This is a genomic window from Yokenella regensburgei ATCC 49455, from assembly GCF_000735455.1.
GTDB classification, from domain to species: Bacteria; Pseudomonadota; Gammaproteobacteria; order Enterobacterales; family Enterobacteriaceae; genus Yokenella; species Yokenella regensburgei.
On record NZ_JMPS01000042.1, the window covers coordinates 122,938 to 138,362 of the forward strand.

The following is a 15,425-nucleotide window of genomic DNA, read 5'->3' on the forward strand; positions in this document are numbered from 1 at the left end:
CACCGGGCTAAAAATAAACGTAAGGCAACGTAAAGATCCCCTTCCCACCGCCCCCATCGCTTCAATTTCGACCACTCATCCTCTATCCTGAGCACTAACCTACTGGGTCCAGGAAGAAAATAATGAAACGGACAAAATCGATTAATCACGCCTCGTTCCGAAAGAACTGGGGTGCGCGTCATCTGACGCCCGTAGCGCTCGCCATTACTGCGGTGTTTATGCTCGCAGGCTGTGAAAAAACCGACGAAACGGTCTCCATGTATCAGAACGCGGACGACTGCTCGACGGCCAACCCGGGTAAAAGCGCAGAATGTACCACCGCCTACAACAACGCGATGAAAGAAGCGCAGCGTACTGCTCCGAAATATGCCTCCCGTGAAGACTGCGTGGCGGAATTTGGTGAAGGCCAGTGCCAGCAGGCTCCGGCACAGGCAGGCATGGCACCGGAAAACCAGGCGCAAGCTCAGAGCAGCGGTAGCTTCTGGATGCCGCTGATGGCAGGCTACATGATGGGTCGCCTGATGGGCGGCGGCATGAACCAGCAGCCGCTGTTTACCTCAAAAAACCCGGCAAGCCCGGCCTACGGTAAGTACACCGACGCCGGTGGTAAAAACTACGGTGCTGCCCAGCCAGGCCGTACCATGACTGTGCCGAAATCCGCCATGGCGCCGAAACCAGCTACCACCAGCACCGTCACCCGCGGCGGCTTTGGTGAGTCTGTCGCTAAACAGAACACCATGCAGCGTAGCGCCGCTGGCACTTCCTCCACTCGTTCGATGGGCGGCTAAGCAGTATGGAAAGAGTCAGCATTAGCGAACGTCCGGACTGGCGCGAAAAAGCCACCGAGTACGGTTTCAATTTTCACACCATGTATGGCGAACCGTACTGGTGTGAAGATGCTTTTTACAAACTCACTCTGGCACAGGTTGATAAGCTGGAAGATGTGACGGCTGAGCTGCACCAGATGTGCCTGCAGGTTGTGGCTAAGGTTATCGACAGCGACGAGCTGATGACCAAATTCCGCATCCCAAAACACACCTGGGGTTTTGTCCGCCAGTCGTGGAAAACCAACCAACCGTCGCTCTACTCGCGTCTGGATCTGGCCTGGGACGGCATCGGTGAACCTAAGCTTCTGGAAAATAATGCCGACACCCCGACCTCGCTGTACGAAGCGGCGTTCTTCCAGTGGATCTGGCTCGAAGATCAAATGAATGCGGGCAACCTGCCCGCAGGCAGCGATCAGTTCAACAGCCTGCAGGAAAAGCTGATCGAGCGCTTCAACGAACTGCGCGAGCAGTTTGGTTTCCAGTATCTGCATTTAGCCTGCTGCCGCGATACCGTTGAAGATCGCGGTACCGTGCAGTATCTGCAGGACTGCGCCGCGGAAGCGGGTATTGCCACCGAATTCCTGTTTATGGAAGATATTGGTCTGGGCGAGAAAGGCCAGTTTACCGATCTGCAGGATCAGGTTATCGGTAACCTGTTCAAGCTCTACCCGTGGGAATTCATGCTGCGCGAGATGTTCTCTACCAAGCTTGAAGACGCGGGGGTGCGCTGGCTGGAGCCTGCCTGGAAGAGCATTATCTCCAACAAAGCATTGCTGCCGATGCTGTGGGAGATGTTCCCGAACCACCCGAACCTGCTGCCGGCATACTTTGCCGAAGACAATTATCCGCCAATGGATAAGTATGTCATGAAGCCGGTCTTCTCCCGCGAAGGCGCTAACGTCTCTATCGTTGAAGACGGTAAAGTGGTTGAGGCGGTGGAAGGCCCGTACGGCGAAGAAGGCATGATTGTGCAACAGTTCTGGCAGTTGCCAAAATTTGGCGACAGCTACACGCTGATCGGCAGCTGGCTCATCAACGACCAGCCAGCCGGGATCGGGATCCGTGAGGACAGAGCGCTGATCACTCAGGATCTGTCACGCTTCTATCCTCACGTTTTCGTCGAGTAACCGTCAGCCAATTTGCACTGACAGCATACTTAATGAGCCCATTTCGATCCCGTCTACCGGGATAGTGATGGGCTCTTTGCCATCCCATGCCCCCAGAACATACAGCAGCGGCAGGAAGTGGTCCGGCGTCGGGTTCGACAGCGAGCCACCTTCATGCGCCAGATAGTTCACCAGCGGGTGCGCTTCCGTCGGTCCCTGCCAGTCGAGATTGGCTTTCACGTAGTCGTTAAACGATGTTGCCCACGGATACGGCGTGTTTTCCCCGTGCCAGCGCGCGGTACGCAGGTTATGCACCACGTTGCCGCTGGCAACGAGCATAATGCCCTCATCACGAAGCGAGGCGAGCTTACGCCCGATCTCCATGTGCCAGGCCGCCGGTTTGGTACTGTCGATACTGAGCTGCACCATCGGGATATCCGCCTGCGGATACATTTTTATCAGCACGCCCCAGGAGCCGTGGTCAAAACCCCAGGCTTCTTTATCCAGCGCTACCGGAACCGGAGACAGTAGCTCAACTAAGCGCCCGGCAAGTTCCGGAGAGCCCGGAGCCGGATAGTGCGTGTCGTACAACGCCTGCGGGAATCCACCGAAATCATGAATCGTTTTCGGGGTTTCCATCGCGGTAACGCCGGTGCCACGGGTAAACCAGTGTGCAGAAATCACCACAATCGCTTTCGGACGCGGCAGCGTCTCTCCCAGATGTTGCCAGGCGCGGGTATAGATATTGTCTTCCAGCACGTTCATCGGGCTACCGTGACCTAAAAACAGCGCTGGCATGCGGGTAAGAGACATGATGTTATCCTTAGAGGGATGATAATTAAGGTATGCAGCAACATTACCCCTTTTTCCACCCGGATAAACTCAGATAAGCATGATGAAGTTAATCAGAAAATTTGAACGAAGTGAGGCGATGCGAAGAAAAACGCCGGGTTATTCCCGGCGTTATTAGTCATACTCAGCTGGCTTTACGCTCATGCTTTTGGCGGTACTGCACCAGATCTTCAATAGTGACGACCGGCATATTGTGCTCGCCTGCAAACTTGATGCACTCCGGCGCGCGCGCCATGGTGCCATCGTCGTTAGTCAGTTCACACAGGACACCTGCTGGTTTAAAACCAGCCAGCGTCACCAGATCGATAGTGGCTTCGGTGTGACCACCGCGGGTCAGTACGCCACCCGGCTGCGCGCGCAGCGGGAACACGTGGCCAGGACGATGCAGATCGGAGGGTTTCGCGCCGTCGGCGATAGCTGCACGTACCGTGGTAACACGGTCAGCGGCTGAAACACCGGTGGTGACACCGTGAGCGGCTTCGATAGTTACCGTGAAGCCGGTTCCGAAGGCGCTGGTGTTGTTTTCCACCATCATCGGCAGCTCAAGCTGCTTACGGCGTTCTTCGGTCAGGCACAGGCAAACAATACCGCTGCCGTGGCGGATAGTCAGCGCCATCTGCTCAACGGTCATGGTTTCAGCGGCGAAAATCATGTCGCCTTCGTTTTCACGGTCTTCGTCATCCAGCACCATTACGCCGCGGCCTTCGCGCAACGCAGCCAGTGCCTGTTCTACACGTTCGAATGGAGTACCAAAAGAGGAAAGTAGCGTCTGATTCATGGTAATAAAAACCTCATTAAAATTGTGGTTACCAGAATCAGGGCAGTCTTAGGAGTACCGTATAAGCGGCAAAAAAATAACGTGAGCGGGCCTCTGCCCGACTGGATCGTTACTCTCTCCCATCCGGACTTTAACCGTCGGCCCCGGAATTACACCGGATCTGCTGACCTTCAGGCGTTAGCCTGAAGCGCTCGCGGGCTTTCAGCATCAGCTGATTTACCGCCGGTGGGGAATTTCGCCCCGCCCTGAGAATAAGCGAGATAACTATAACGCCATTGACTATCCTGGGCAATGGATCAACCGCAAACATTTCTGGTTTATCGACCGACGCTCAGGCACTACAATGAACGTCAGAACAGAGAAACCCAGGGAAACGAAGATGATTGACCCGAAAAAAATTGAACAAATCGCCCGCCAGGTTCACGAATCGATGCCAAAAGGCCTTCGTGATTTCGGTGACGATGTAGAGAAGAAAATACGTCAGGTGCTTCAGTCTCAGTTGACCCGTCTTGATCTGGTCAGCCGTGAAGAGTTCGACGTACAAACCCAGGTGCTGCTGCGTACGCGTGAGAAGTTAGCTTTGCTGGAACAGCGTATGAGCGAACTGGAAAACCGCAGTGCGGCGGTAACACCAGCGCCAGCTATCCCGCCGGTGGAAAATCAGGACTAAAAACAGCAACGGGCCATCAGGCCCGTTGTCATTTCAGGAAAGCATTATGTCGTGTAAAGCCGCTTAGTGCTCCAGCTCCAGCGCCCTGGCATTCCGCGCCTGCTGGCAATAGAGCTCATAGCGTTTGCAGAACCAGTGCCGATGTTCATCGTCCATATTACCGGTCACGGCTTCAATGTTAACAGACTGCCCTTGTGCGGCCATTCTGGCGAAGCTGCGCGCCAGGAAATCAAAATTATTCATAGAATAGATATCGCTGTGCTTCATCCGCATACTCCTTCAGTCATACAAGTTCTGAAACTGCTGTAAGCTTTATCTACTCTAAGTATTTCTCTATATCCTCAAAATGGATGAGCGAAAAGTGCGCAATTACTGATTAAAAATTGCGCTGAATCATAAATGATATCCTTTCGCCAAAAATGCATAAAAAAACCCCGGGGCACCAGGCTCCGGGGTTCGTTTTCAACAACGTTGAGTAAGGTTACTGGCCGCTGTCTTTCTGGATCTTCTTGATGATGTTGGTCGTAGAGCACCCATCTTCAAAGTTGAGAACCATCACTTCACCGCCGTTGGCCCAGACCTCTTCGCTACCGGCAATTTGGTCCGGCTTGTAGTCACCGCCTTTGACCAGCAGGTCCGGCAGGACACCAGCAATCAGACGCTGCGGGGTGTCTTCCTCGAACGAAACCACCCAGTCGACAGACTCCAGCGCACCGAGCACAATCATGCGCTGCTCCAGCGGGTTCACCGGACGAGTTTCCCCTTTCAGGCGTTTGGTTGAAGCGTCGCTGTTGACCGCCACAATCAGACGGTCGCCGAGCTTACGCGCGTTGGCGAGATAGGAAACATGGCCAGCATGGAGAATGTCGAATACGCCGTTAGTCATCACCACTTTCTCACCACGCTTGCGCGCGGCAGCAACGGCAAGCTTAAGCTCTGCTTCGCTCATCACACCAAAGCCGGTGTCCGCACGACCGCGCACTGCGTTTTCCAGCTCAATCGGAGATACGGTAGAGGTACCGAGCTTACCTACCACGACACCCGCCGCCGCGTTCGCGAAGAAGCAGGCTTCTTCCAGCGAGTCACCGGACGCGAGCGTCGCCGCCAGCACGCCAATCACCGTATCACCAGCACCGGTGACGTCATACACTTCCTGCGCCTGCGTCGGCATATGCAGCGGCGGTTTGCCCGGCTGCAGCAGGGTCATCCCTTGCTCAGAACGAGTCACCAGCAGTGCAGACAGCTCAATATCAGCGATCAGCTTCATGCCACGCTCAACAATCTGCGCTTCATCTTTGCACTTGCCAACAACGGCCTCGAACTCAGACAGGTTCGGGGTCAGGAGCGTCGCACCGCGGTAGCGTTCAAACTCAGAACCTTTCGGGTCGATAAGCACCGGCACTCCGGCTTTACGCGCCAGTTGAATCATCGCCTGCACGCTGGAAAGCGCTCCTTTACCGTAGTCAGAGAGCACCAATGCACCGATGTTACCCAGCGCCTGCTGAATACGTTCATGCATCGGCTGCGGATCAACGTCAGCAAAGCCTTCCTCAAAATCGAGACGGATCAGCTGCTGGTTACGAGAAAGTACGCGCAGTTTGGTGATAGTCGGGTGTGTCGGAACGGTAACAAAATCGCACTTCACGTTGACGTCAGCCAGCGCTTTGCTCAGCGCTCGCGCGGCATCATCAATCCCGGTGAGACCCACCAGACGCGCGGTTGCGCCCAGTGAAGCAATGTTCATCGCCACGTTCGCCGCACCACCTGGACGCTCTTCAATACTGTCCACCTTAACAACCGGAACCGGGGCTTCCGGCGAAATACGGCTGGTCGGTCCATACCAGTAACGATCCAGCATCACATCACCAACGACCATGACGCCTGCACGTTCAAACCCTGGCAGCGTTACTTTCATTCCAGACTCCTGAAACATTCATAATTTGCGCGCGATGATATCACAATTATTTTGCCGCGCGCGATTCCACCAGCCACTTCTGCCAGCTGGAGCTTACCTGGTGGCGTTCCTCAGCAAAGGCATCCAGCGCCAGATGGCCTGGTGCCTCCTGTAACGCCAGATGGTGCAACTCATCACGCAGCGTGGTGTAGGCGCGGGTCAACGCCATCGCTTCTGACTCTTCCATGATGTCGTTTTGCGCCAGCAGCTCAAGGATGCGCACATTATCCGACCAGCGGGTCAGCTTCGGCTTTTCATGCGCATAGTGCAGCACCAGATACTGCGTAATAAACTCAATATCGGTAATTCCTCCGGCATCCGCTTTAATATCAAAGCGGTCGCGATGCTTATTACCCAGGTGAGCACGCATTTTTTCGCGCATTTCGCGCACATCGGTCTGCAGTTTATTGCCGTCACGTGGAGTCGTCAGCACGGTTTTGCGAATAGCATCAAACTGCTTTTGCAACGCCGGATCGCCGTATACCACACGGGCGCGCACCAGCGCCTGATGCTCCCAGGTCCAGGCCTCATTTTGCTGATAATCCGCAAAAGCGTCCGCGGTAGTCACCAGCATGCCCGCAGCACCGGAAGGACGTAAGCGAGCATCCACTTCGTACAGAATGCCCGACGACGTGCGGGTGCTGAACAAATGCATAATGCGCTGTGCCAGACGCAGGTAGAACTGACGCCCATCGATTTCGCGATCGCCGTCGGTCATCACCTCTGCCGGGCAGTCATGGAGAAACACCAGGTCAAGATCGGAACTGTAGCCGAGCTCCCAACCGCCGAGTTTGCCATAGCCCACCACTGCAAAGCCTTTGCCTTCGCGATCGTGTAAATGGGTTGGCTGACCGTAGCGCGCCACCATCTGTACCCACGCCTGCTGGACAACGGCATCAATGATAGCTTCGGCAAGCCAGGTTAAGTGATCGCTCACTTTCATCACCGGCAGCGTACCGGCAATATCTGCCGCCGCCACGCGCAGCAGCTGCGCCTGTTTAAACTGGCGCAACGCCTCCAGTTGCTGTTCTTCGTCTTCTTCCGGCACCCGCAGCAAATACTGACGCAGCTCGTCGCGATAGGCGTCGGTGGCGGTCGGCTGGTACAGCGTCGCCGGGTCGAGCAGCTCATCGAGCAGCAGCGGATAACGGGCGAGCTGGCTTGCCACCATCGGTGAAGCGGCACAGAGCGTAATCAGGTGCTTGAGTGCCCCCGGGAATTCACTCAGCAATTCCAGATAAGTGGTTCGGGTGGCAATACCGGTGAGCAACGGGGCAATACGTGCCAGCGGTACCGGGGCGTCGGCACGGCTGCAAATCTCACTCAGCAGATGCGGCATCAGTTGATCGAGAACCTGGCGGCCACGCGGCCCGATGCTACGCCTGTCGAGTTCTTTACGGAAATCAGCGATCAGCACCAGTACCTGATGACGGTCATCGTCCGAGAGGTGTGCCAGCACCGGCGTAGTATCATCCTCCTGCAGCGCATCCTGCCACAACTCGCGCCAGTAGCCGGAGATCTCTTCCTCCTGCGAGGGGGTCTCGTCGTCGCCAATAAGTTCGTTGAAAACCCGGCGCACGCCCGCCATTAGCTCTGCCAGTTCGTTTTCAAGCGCAGACCAGTCGGCGAACTGCATTCCCCACGCCAGACGCGCGCGGTTAAGCTCATCCTGCGGCAGCGTCTGGGTTTGCTCGTCGTTAATGCTTTGCAGCAGATTTTCCAGACGGCGCAAGAACAGGTACGCCGAGCGCAGACGCTCTGCATCGCCTTCCGGCAACAGATGCAGTGCGTCGATAGCCGCAAGCGTCGGCAGTAGTGAACGCGACTGCAGCGACGGCTCGCGTCCGCCACGGATCAGTTGAAAGACCTGCACAATAAATTCAATTTCGCGGATCCCGCCCGCACCAAGCTTAATGTTGTCTTTAAGCCCCCGGCGGCGTACTTCACGGGCGATCATCCCTTTCATATTACGCAGCGACTGGATCACGCTGAAATCAATATAACGACGGAAAACGAACGGACGCAGCATCGCGCGCAGCTCGCCCGCAAAGACATCGTCGTTGTCACCCATGATCCGCGCCTTCACCATCGCGTAGCGCTCCCAGTCACGCCCCTGCTCCTGGTAGTAGTCTTCCAGGGCGGCAAAACTCAGCACCAGCGGGCCGCTGTCGCCAAAGGGGCGCAGGCGCATATCAACGCGATACACAAAGCCATCCTGGGTCGGCTGGTCGAGAACCTTGATAAGCCGCTGCCCCATGCGGGTGAAGAACTGGGCGTTATCGAGCTCGCGGCGACCGCCACGGGTTGAACCGTGCTCCGGCCAGGCAAAAATCAGATCGATATCAGAGGAAAAGTTGAGCTCCCCGCCGCCGAGTTTGCCCATTCCGAGGATAAGCAGCGGCTGCGGCACCCCTTCCACACTGCAAGGCGTACCCCATTCACGACAGCAGGCGTCATACAGCCAGTCGCGGGCGGCAACGATAAGCGTCTCTGCCAGCACGCTCAGCTGACGCAAGGTACTCTCTTCGCTAACAAGTCGCAGCGTTTGCGCCCAGGCAATACGCACCATCACCCGACGCCGGAACAGACGCAGCGCGCGCATCAGCGCCGCTTCATCCTGCACTTCAGCAAGCTGCTCCCGAAGCCAGGTAACATAGTGCTGCTCCTCGCCATCCACCGGCGGCGCGCCCTCAAGCTCCGTGAGCCATTCGGGATGCGCGCACAGACTGCCCTGTACAAAATCACTGAAAACCAGCACCGCCTGCGCGGACTCGCTCAGGGCTGTGGTCGGGAAATCATCCGGCAGTCTGTCCACAACCGTCTGCCAGTGCTGCTGTAACTGCGAAGAAAGCGGCATCATAAGGAGTATCCTTTGCCTGAGTTATCGTTTTCCGCTGTGTAACCAGAATGGCTCGGCGTTAAGCGCCGAATTGCGGAAGATTTCAATTTCATACTGCTGGCGGGTCGCAATCGCATGGCGCAGCCCCTGCCACTCTTCCAGCCAGCGCTGGGTTGCGGCGGTATCGTAATAACCGGCCAGTAGCAGAACGCTGTCAATCTCACGCGACAGACGCGGAAGCTGGTCGGCGTAGGCATCTCCCAGCGGGTGCATAAAGGTTTTACGCAGTTCAGCCGCCACGCGGGAGAGCTGGATATCGGCAAAACGCTTGAGCGAATCGGCCAGCTTGCTCTGCCCTTTGGCATCAACAAACGTGCGCCAGCCGCGGGTCACCAGCCATTCGGTAAGCGCCAGCTTCGCCTGCGCTGTTTTCGTATCACAGGCCGCCGTTTCAGCGGAAATATCGGATGCCAGCGTCGCTTCAACCTGGGTCAACAAATCGCGCAGGTGAGCGCTTGCTTTGCGTGGCACCAGCCCGCCGAACAGGGTCAGTGTGTGGCGAATCAGCGCAATGGCGTTCTGGATCTCCGGGCGCGCGTCGGCGTTACCACGGATCCACAGCTCTTCATGATACTGCCAGTGGGCCAGCGCCTTCTCGAGTGCGGTTTCCATCCCCTGCTCTACGCTTGCCTTCGCCGGTACGCGCAGCACATCGAGCGGTTTCACCTCACGCGGGGCGTTCCCCTGCGCCAGGTGATAACCCCGCGCGGCTTTACTGAGGCTTCCCTGACGCAGCACACCCAGCGCCACCAGCTGTCGCGAGAGCTTCAGGACATCTTCTGTACGTCCGGACATCAGCTCCAGTTCGAGCTCGCAGATAGCCTCCTGATACTCACCCGCTTTGACTTCACCAAGATCCAGGGCGATTTCAATGCGGCTCTCCCCTTCATTGACCCACCACTTTTCGCGGGCAAAATCAGTGCTGAAAAGCGGCTGCACACGCCTGGCAAGCTCGGCAGGTAATTCCCCCTGCGGCCAGACTTCAGCCGGGAGCTTTTCCAGCGCCAGTTCGGGTTTGTCGAGGTCAATATTGTATTCCGGACGCTGATGCAGGCCGCCCACGACGCGACCCGCAATCTTCATGGTCATTTCGTAGCGCTCGCCTTCGCCGCGAATGCGCAGACCCATATCGTGGCGACGCAGCCAGTTGTCCGGGGTTTCGTAATAGATATTGAGGAGCTGAGCGGCATCCTGATGCTCTTGCGTCAGGGTGTTGAGATGCTGGCGCAGCGCCGTGATGCCGTCGTGATTGATGATAAATTTGAGTTCGATTTCTTGAGCCATGACTGAATTCTTATGGTTAGGTTGCCCCAAAATGTCGCTGCAGCGAACTTACAGCGATCTTTTTTGTCAGTAGATAGTATTTTGCGGCAAATTGCCATGCAACGCGCAGTTTGACGGGCATAAAAGTTTGAATGCCCCGCCAGCACCTCCTGGATGATTCCGATTGATGCAGAATGCTTTGCGTCGTCAGACTGTTGCCACTACTATCGTTCCACTTTTATGACAAAAACGATGACCTGATGCGAAAATTACGCCTGATTGGACTAACTTTACTCGCGCTTAGCGTTTCTGCCGGGGTACACGCCGAAGAGAAACGTTATGTTTCTGATGAACTCAACACCTGGGTACGTTCTGGTCCCGGTGACAATTATCGTCTCGTGGGCACGATTAATGCCGGCGAGCAGGTGGCTCTGCTGCAAACTGACAGCAACACCAACTACGCCCAGGTTCGCGACGGCAACGGCCGTACCGCGTGGATCCCGTTAAAAGAACTCAGCAACGAACCCAGCCTGCGCACCCGCGTACCAGACCTGGAAAACCAGGTAAAAACGCTGACCGACAAGCTGAACAATATTGACGCAACCTGGAACCAGCGCACTGCCGATATGCAGAAAAAGGTTTCTGGTAGCGATAACGAAATCAACGGTCTGAAAGAAGAGAATCAAAAGCTTAAAAACCAGCTCATCGTGGCGCAGAAAAAAGTGAACGCCGCGAACCTGCAGCTGGATGACAAACAGCGCACCATCATCATGCAGTGGTTTATGTATGGCGGCGGCGTACTGGGCGTGGGCCTGATTCTTGGACTGGTGCTGCCGCATCTGATCCCGAGCCGCAAACGCAAAGACCGCTGGATGAACTAAGCCTGAATAGCCATCTCCTCTACACTTACGTATTATCGTGAATGAAAACGATTTTAGTTGAGGGTAATGCAGGTGAAGAGTTATCTGGTCGGCGGTGCCGTACGTGATGCGTTATTAGGGCTGCCGGTTAAAGACAAAGACTGGGTCGTTGTGGGCGCAACGCCGCAGCAGATGTTAGACGCGGGCTACCAGCAGGTAGGCCGCGATTTTCCCGTGTTTCTTCACCCTCATTCCCGCGAAGAGTATGCCCTGGCCCGCACCGAGAGAAAATCTGGTTCCGGCTATACTGGCTTCACCTGCTATGCCGCCCCTGACGTGACCCTTGAGCAGGATCTTCTGCGTCGCGATCTGACGGTTAACGCACTGGCGCAGGACGCCGACGGCAACATCATCGATCCCTACGGCGGCAAAGCAGATCTGCGCGACAGGCTGCTACGTCACGTCTCCCCGGCCTTTAGTGAAGATCCGCTGCGCGTGCTGCGCGTGGCGCGCTTTGCCGCCCGCTATGCCCACCTCAGCTTCCGCATCGCCGATGAAACGATGGCGTTGATGAAGCGCATGACCGACGCGGGCGAGCTGGAGCATCTGACACCAGAGCGTGTCTGGAAGGAGACCGAGGGCGCCTTAGGGACCCGCAACCCACAGGTATTTTTCCAGACGCTGCGCGACTGCGGCGCGCTGAAGGTGCTGTTCCCGGAGATTGACGCCCTGTTCGGCGTCCCGGCCCCCGCGAAATGGCACCCGGAAATTGACACCGGCGTTCACACGCTGATGACGCTCTCGATGGCGGCGATGCTCTCCCCGGCTATCGATGTGCGCTTTGCCACCCTGTGCCACGATCTCGGCAAAGGACTCACACCAAAAGAGTTCTGGCCGCGCCATCACGGCCACGGTCCGGCGGGAGTGAAACTGGTTGAGCAAATCTGTGCACGCCTGAAGGTGCCGAATGAACTGCGCGATTTGGCAAAGCTGGTCGCGGAGTATCACGATCTCATCCACACCTTCCCTATCCTCAAACCGGCCACCATCGTGAAGCTGTTTGATTCAATAGATGCCTGGCGCAAACCACAGCGCGTTGAGCAGGTTGCGCTGACCAGCGAAGCCGATGTTCGTGGTCGAACGGGGTTTGAAGCCTGCGATTATCCGCAGGGGCGTCTGCTGCGCGAAGCGTGGCTCGTTGCACAAACGGTCTCGAACAAAGAAGTGATAGAAGCCGGATTTAGCGGCCCGGCTATCCGCGAGGAGCTGACGCGACGTCGTATTCTGGCCGTCGCGTCATGGAAGGAAAACCGCTGCCCGCAGGTTACATAAAGACGAAGTACACCGCCGCTGCCACGATGAAACGATAGATGGCAAACGGAATAAAGGAGATGTGCTTAATCAGCTGCAGGAAGGTTTTAATCGCCACCAGCGCCACCAGGAACGCCATGATGAAGCCCACCGCGAACATCGGAATATCACCGGTGGTCAGGAAGCCGATGCTCTTATAAACGTCGAGCACGGTGGCGCCCATCATCATCGGCACCGCCAGCAGGAATGAGAACTCAGAAGCCGCGTAGCGGCTCACACCCACCAGCATACCGCCAGAAATCGTCGCGCCCGAGCGGGAGAAGCCCGGCCACAGCGCCAGACACTGGAAGCAGCCAATCATAAACGCCTGACGATAAGTCATATCATCAATGCCGACCGCACGCGGCTGTTTCGGCTTCAGCACTTCGGCGGCGATGAGCAGGAAGCCTCCTACCACCAGCGCGTACATGACGTTGATCGGGTTGAATAAGGATTTGATAGCGTCGTGGAACACCAGCCCCAGCACCACCGCCGGGATCATCCCGAGGATAATGTGAATGAGCGACAGACGACCGCTACCGGTCCCTTCGTGCTCTGGCGGCTTGCCAAAGTGAATACCAATCAGGCCAAACAGACGACGCCAGAACATGACGACAACCGCGAGAATAGAACCTAACTGAATGACCACTTCAAACGTTTTCGCCGTATCACCTTCAAACCCCAGAAGATGTCCGACGATGATCATATGGCCAGTACTGGAAACCGGCAGGAACTCCGTTAACCCTTCGACCACACCCAGAATCGCCGCGATCAGCAGCGAGTGCATATCACCCATCACTAAACCCTTTTAAAAGACATAAAAAAAACGGTCTGCGAACGTGCAGCCGCAAAAATTTCCCAGCGATAAGAACCTAATGGGACTGGAACTAAGACTAATATAGCTGGAAATGGTTGTACTATTGTGACGCTATTTTTCCGCTTTCAGAGTTTGGCTACGCTCGATAACCACACCGACGTTTGCAGCCCTGGCTACCGCTCCAGGTTTACTGACCTTAATGCGCACCCACGGTGAGTTAAAACGACTCAGTAAGAGCGAAGCTACCTCTTCCGCCACGCGCTCTACCAGCGCAAAACGCGCGCCTTCCACGTGGCCGACAACCGCTTCGCTGATGTCGGCATAGCTCAGACAATCATCAACGTTGTCACTTGCTGCGGCTTTCTGGTTATCCCATGCCATTTCGATATCGAACACCAGCTTCTGTTCGATGGTCTGTTCCCAGTCGTAAACGCCGATAGTGGTGATTACCGAAAGTTGCTCTATAAATACAATATCCATCACGCCCCGCCTGCTTTTTGTCCAAACCGGATACCACTTCCGGCGAATTATGCGTATTATCCACAGATGCAGAGATTAAAACGACATTTTCAATACGGAACATCGTTATGAGTGCAATCGCGCCTGGACTGGTTCTCCTTGCCTACCTTTGCGGCTCAATCTCCAGCGCCATTCTGGTCTGCCGCATCGCCGGGTTACCCGACCCTCGCGACAACGGTTCCGGTAACCCGGGAGCGACCAACGTTTTAAGAATTGGCGGCAAAGGAGCAGCCGTAGCGGTTCTGATTTTTGATGTCCTGAAAGGGATGTTGCCGGTATGGGGCGCCTATGCGTTGGGCGTGTCGCCATTCTGGCTGGGGCTCATCGCTATCGCTGCCTGTCTTGGGCATATCTGGCCCATCTTCTTCGGTTTTCGCGGCGGGAAAGGGGTAGCGACAGCGTTTGGTGCTATCGCGCCTATTGGCTGGGACCTGACCGGCGTTATGGCGGGAACGTGGCTACTGACGATCCTGCTTAGCGGATACTCTTCGCTGGGAGCGATTGTCAGCGCGCTCATTGCCCCGTTTTACGTCTGGTGGTTCAAGCCGCAGTTCACCTTTCCGGTGTCGATGCTCTCCTGCCTGATTTTACTGCGTCACCACGACAACATTCAGCGTTTGTGGCGTCGACAGGAACCTAAAATCTGGTCAAAGCTGAAGCGTAAGAAGAAAGAAGAAGACAAAGAAGAAGAGTAGAGAGATTTTGTTGCCGGGTAAGCGAAGCGTACCCGGCAATACATTACGCCGCAGGCAGTTCTGCCAGTGGCCAACGCGGACGCACGGTCACACCGAGGTCGGCTCGCGCTCCGGCATTCAGACGCACCATCCCGGCATAGGCAATCATCGCGCCGTTATCGGTACAGAACTCCGGACGGGCGTAGAACACTTCACCATGACGCTTTTGCATCATCTCAGCCAGCTTCGCACGCAGCGTACGGTTAGCGCTCACGCCACCGGCCATCACCAGACGTTTAAAACCGGTCTGGTCCAGCGCACGACGGCACTTAATCATCAGCGTATCGACCACCGCATCTTCAAACGCACGAGCAATATCGGCACGCGTCTGGTCGTCGTTATCGTTACCGCGAATGGTGTTCGCCGCGAAGGTTTTCAGGCCCGAGAAGCTGAAATCGAGGCCCGGTCTGTCGGTCATCGGGCGCGGGAACACGAAGCGCCCTTCAGTGCCCTGTGCGGCCAGTTTTGACAGCATCGGGCCCCCCGGATAATCAAGCCCCAGCAGTTTGGCAGTTTTATCGAAGGCTTCCCCGGCCGCATCGTCGATGGACTCACCCAGCAGCTCGTACCGGCCGATACCGGTGACGCTGATAAGCTGGGTATGGCCGCCGGAGACCAGCAGCGCCACGAACGGAAACGCCGGCGGATTGTCTTCCAGCATCGGTGCCAGCAGGTGACCTTCCATATGGTGTACCGGAATAGCAGGAACATTCCACGCGAACGCAAGCGAGCGACCTACCGTTGCGCCAACCAGCAGCGCCCCCACCAGGCCCGGGCCTGCGGTATAGGCAACGGC

The 15,425-nt window shown here is 56.3% G+C and carries 15 protein-coding genes and 1 riboswitch; of the genes, 6 read left to right on the forward strand and 9 right to left on the reverse strand.

Features of this window, described 5'->3' with window-relative positions:
* The first annotated feature begins 122 nt into the window (after positions 1–122).
* A complete protein-coding gene (locus GYRE_RS13100; protein WP_006818264.1) occupies positions 123–788 on the forward strand; it encodes a DUF1190 family protein in 666 nt (221 codons plus the stop codon).
* A 5-nt stretch (positions 789–793) separates the two neighbouring features.
* Entirely contained in the window at positions 794–1,954 is a 1,161-nt protein-coding gene (locus tag GYRE_RS13105; RefSeq protein ID WP_006818263.1) for a glutathionylspermidine synthase family protein, read from the forward strand.
* A 3-nt stretch (positions 1,955–1,957) separates the two neighbouring features.
* On the opposite strand, the gene ygiD is transcribed toward GYRE_RS13105, so the two are convergent.
* Positions 1,958–2,746 (reverse strand): 4,5-DOPA-extradiol-dioxygenase, encoded by a 789-nt coding sequence (ygiD, locus tag GYRE_RS13110; RefSeq protein ID WP_038255815.1) that lies wholly within the window; start codon positions 2,744–2,746, stop codon positions 1,958–1,960.
* Positions 2,747–2,909: 163 nt separating this feature from the next.
* The gene (ribB, locus tag GYRE_RS13115) at positions 2,910–3,563 is read right to left on the reverse strand and encodes a 3,4-dihydroxy-2-butanone-4-phosphate synthase (protein ID WP_006818261.1); all 654 of its coding nucleotides are present in this window, start codon (positions 3,561–3,563) and stop codon (positions 2,910–2,912) included.
* A gap of 107 nt (positions 3,564–3,670) precedes the next feature.
* A riboswitch (FMN riboswitch) is annotated at positions 3,671–3,820 on the reverse strand.
* 122 nt (positions 3,821–3,942) lie between these two features.
* Between ribB and ubiK the strand changes: the two genes are divergently transcribed.
* Entirely contained in the window at positions 3,943–4,233 is a 291-nt protein-coding gene (ubiK, locus tag GYRE_RS13120; RefSeq protein ID WP_038255817.1) for a ubiquinone biosynthesis accessory factor UbiK, read from the forward strand.
* 63 nt (positions 4,234–4,296) lie between these two features.
* On the opposite strand, the gene glgS is transcribed toward ubiK, so the two are convergent.
* The 4 genes from glgS to GYRE_RS13140 all read right to left on the reverse strand — a co-directional run bounded on the left by glgS (position 4,297) and on the right by GYRE_RS13140 (position 10,370).
* Complete coding sequence (gene glgS / locus GYRE_RS13125; protein WP_006818259.1) at positions 4,297–4,506, reverse strand: cell surface composition regulator GlgS; 210 nt, start codon at positions 4,504–4,506, stop codon at positions 4,297–4,299.
* A 208-nt stretch (positions 4,507–4,714) separates the two neighbouring features.
* Positions 4,715–6,148 carry a bifunctional D-glycero-beta-D-manno-heptose-7-phosphate kinase/D-glycero-beta-D-manno-heptose 1-phosphate adenylyltransferase HldE gene (gene hldE, locus GYRE_RS13130; protein WP_038255819.1) on the reverse strand — a complete coding sequence of 478 codons (1,434 nt, stop codon included), beginning with the start codon at positions 6,146–6,148 and terminating at the stop codon, positions 4,715–4,717.
* Between the two features lie 46 nt (positions 6,149–6,194).
* Entirely contained in the window at positions 6,195–9,047 is a 2,853-nt protein-coding gene (glnE, locus tag GYRE_RS13135; protein ID WP_167829693.1) for a bifunctional [glutamate--ammonia ligase]-adenylyl-L-tyrosine phosphorylase/[glutamate--ammonia-ligase] adenylyltransferase, read from the reverse strand.
* A gap of 21 nt (positions 9,048–9,068) precedes the next feature.
* Positions 9,069–10,370: a CYTH domain-containing protein gene (locus tag GYRE_RS13140; protein ID WP_038255821.1), complete on the reverse strand. Its 1,302-nt coding sequence runs from the start codon at positions 10,368–10,370 to the stop codon at positions 9,069–9,071.
* Between the two features lie 239 nt (positions 10,371–10,609).
* Here GYRE_RS13140 and GYRE_RS13145 point away from each other — a divergent pair, with 239 nt between their 5' ends.
* Positions 10,610–11,230: a TIGR04211 family SH3 domain-containing protein gene (locus GYRE_RS13145; protein WP_038255823.1), complete on the forward strand. Its 621-nt coding sequence runs from the start codon at positions 10,610–10,612 to the stop codon at positions 11,228–11,230.
* Positions 11,231–11,302: 72 nt separating this feature from the next.
* Complete coding sequence (locus tag GYRE_RS13150) at positions 11,303–12,541, forward strand: multifunctional CCA addition/repair protein (RefSeq protein ID WP_038255856.1); 1,239 nt, start codon at positions 11,303–11,305, stop codon at positions 12,539–12,541.
* Here the strand turns inward: GYRE_RS13150 and bacA are convergent.
* On the reverse strand, positions 12,534–13,355 hold the full coding sequence (bacA, locus tag GYRE_RS13155; protein ID WP_006818253.1) for an undecaprenyl-diphosphate phosphatase: 822 nt from the start codon (positions 13,353–13,355) through the stop codon (positions 12,534–12,536). The two genes, GYRE_RS13150 and bacA, sit on opposite strands and share 8 nt — an antisense overlap.
* Before the next feature lie 132 nt (positions 13,356–13,487).
* Positions 13,488–13,856, reverse strand: a complete 369-nt coding sequence (folB, locus tag GYRE_RS13160) for a bifunctional dihydroneopterin aldolase/7,8-dihydroneopterin epimerase (protein WP_006818252.1) — start codon at positions 13,854–13,856, stop codon at positions 13,488–13,490.
* Between the two features lie 107 nt (positions 13,857–13,963).
* On the opposite strand from folB, the gene plsY reads away from it, so the two are divergent.
* On the forward strand, positions 13,964–14,590 hold the full coding sequence (gene plsY / locus GYRE_RS13165) for a glycerol-3-phosphate 1-O-acyltransferase PlsY (protein WP_038255825.1): 627 nt from the start codon (positions 13,964–13,966) through the stop codon (positions 14,588–14,590).
* 43 nt (positions 14,591–14,633) lie between these two features.
* On the opposite strand, the gene tsaD is transcribed toward plsY, so the two are convergent.
* On the reverse strand, positions 14,634–15,425 hold a 792-nt coding region (gene tsaD / locus GYRE_RS13170; RefSeq protein WP_038255827.1), incomplete at its 5' end, for a tRNA (adenosine(37)-N6)-threonylcarbamoyltransferase complex transferase subunit TsaD.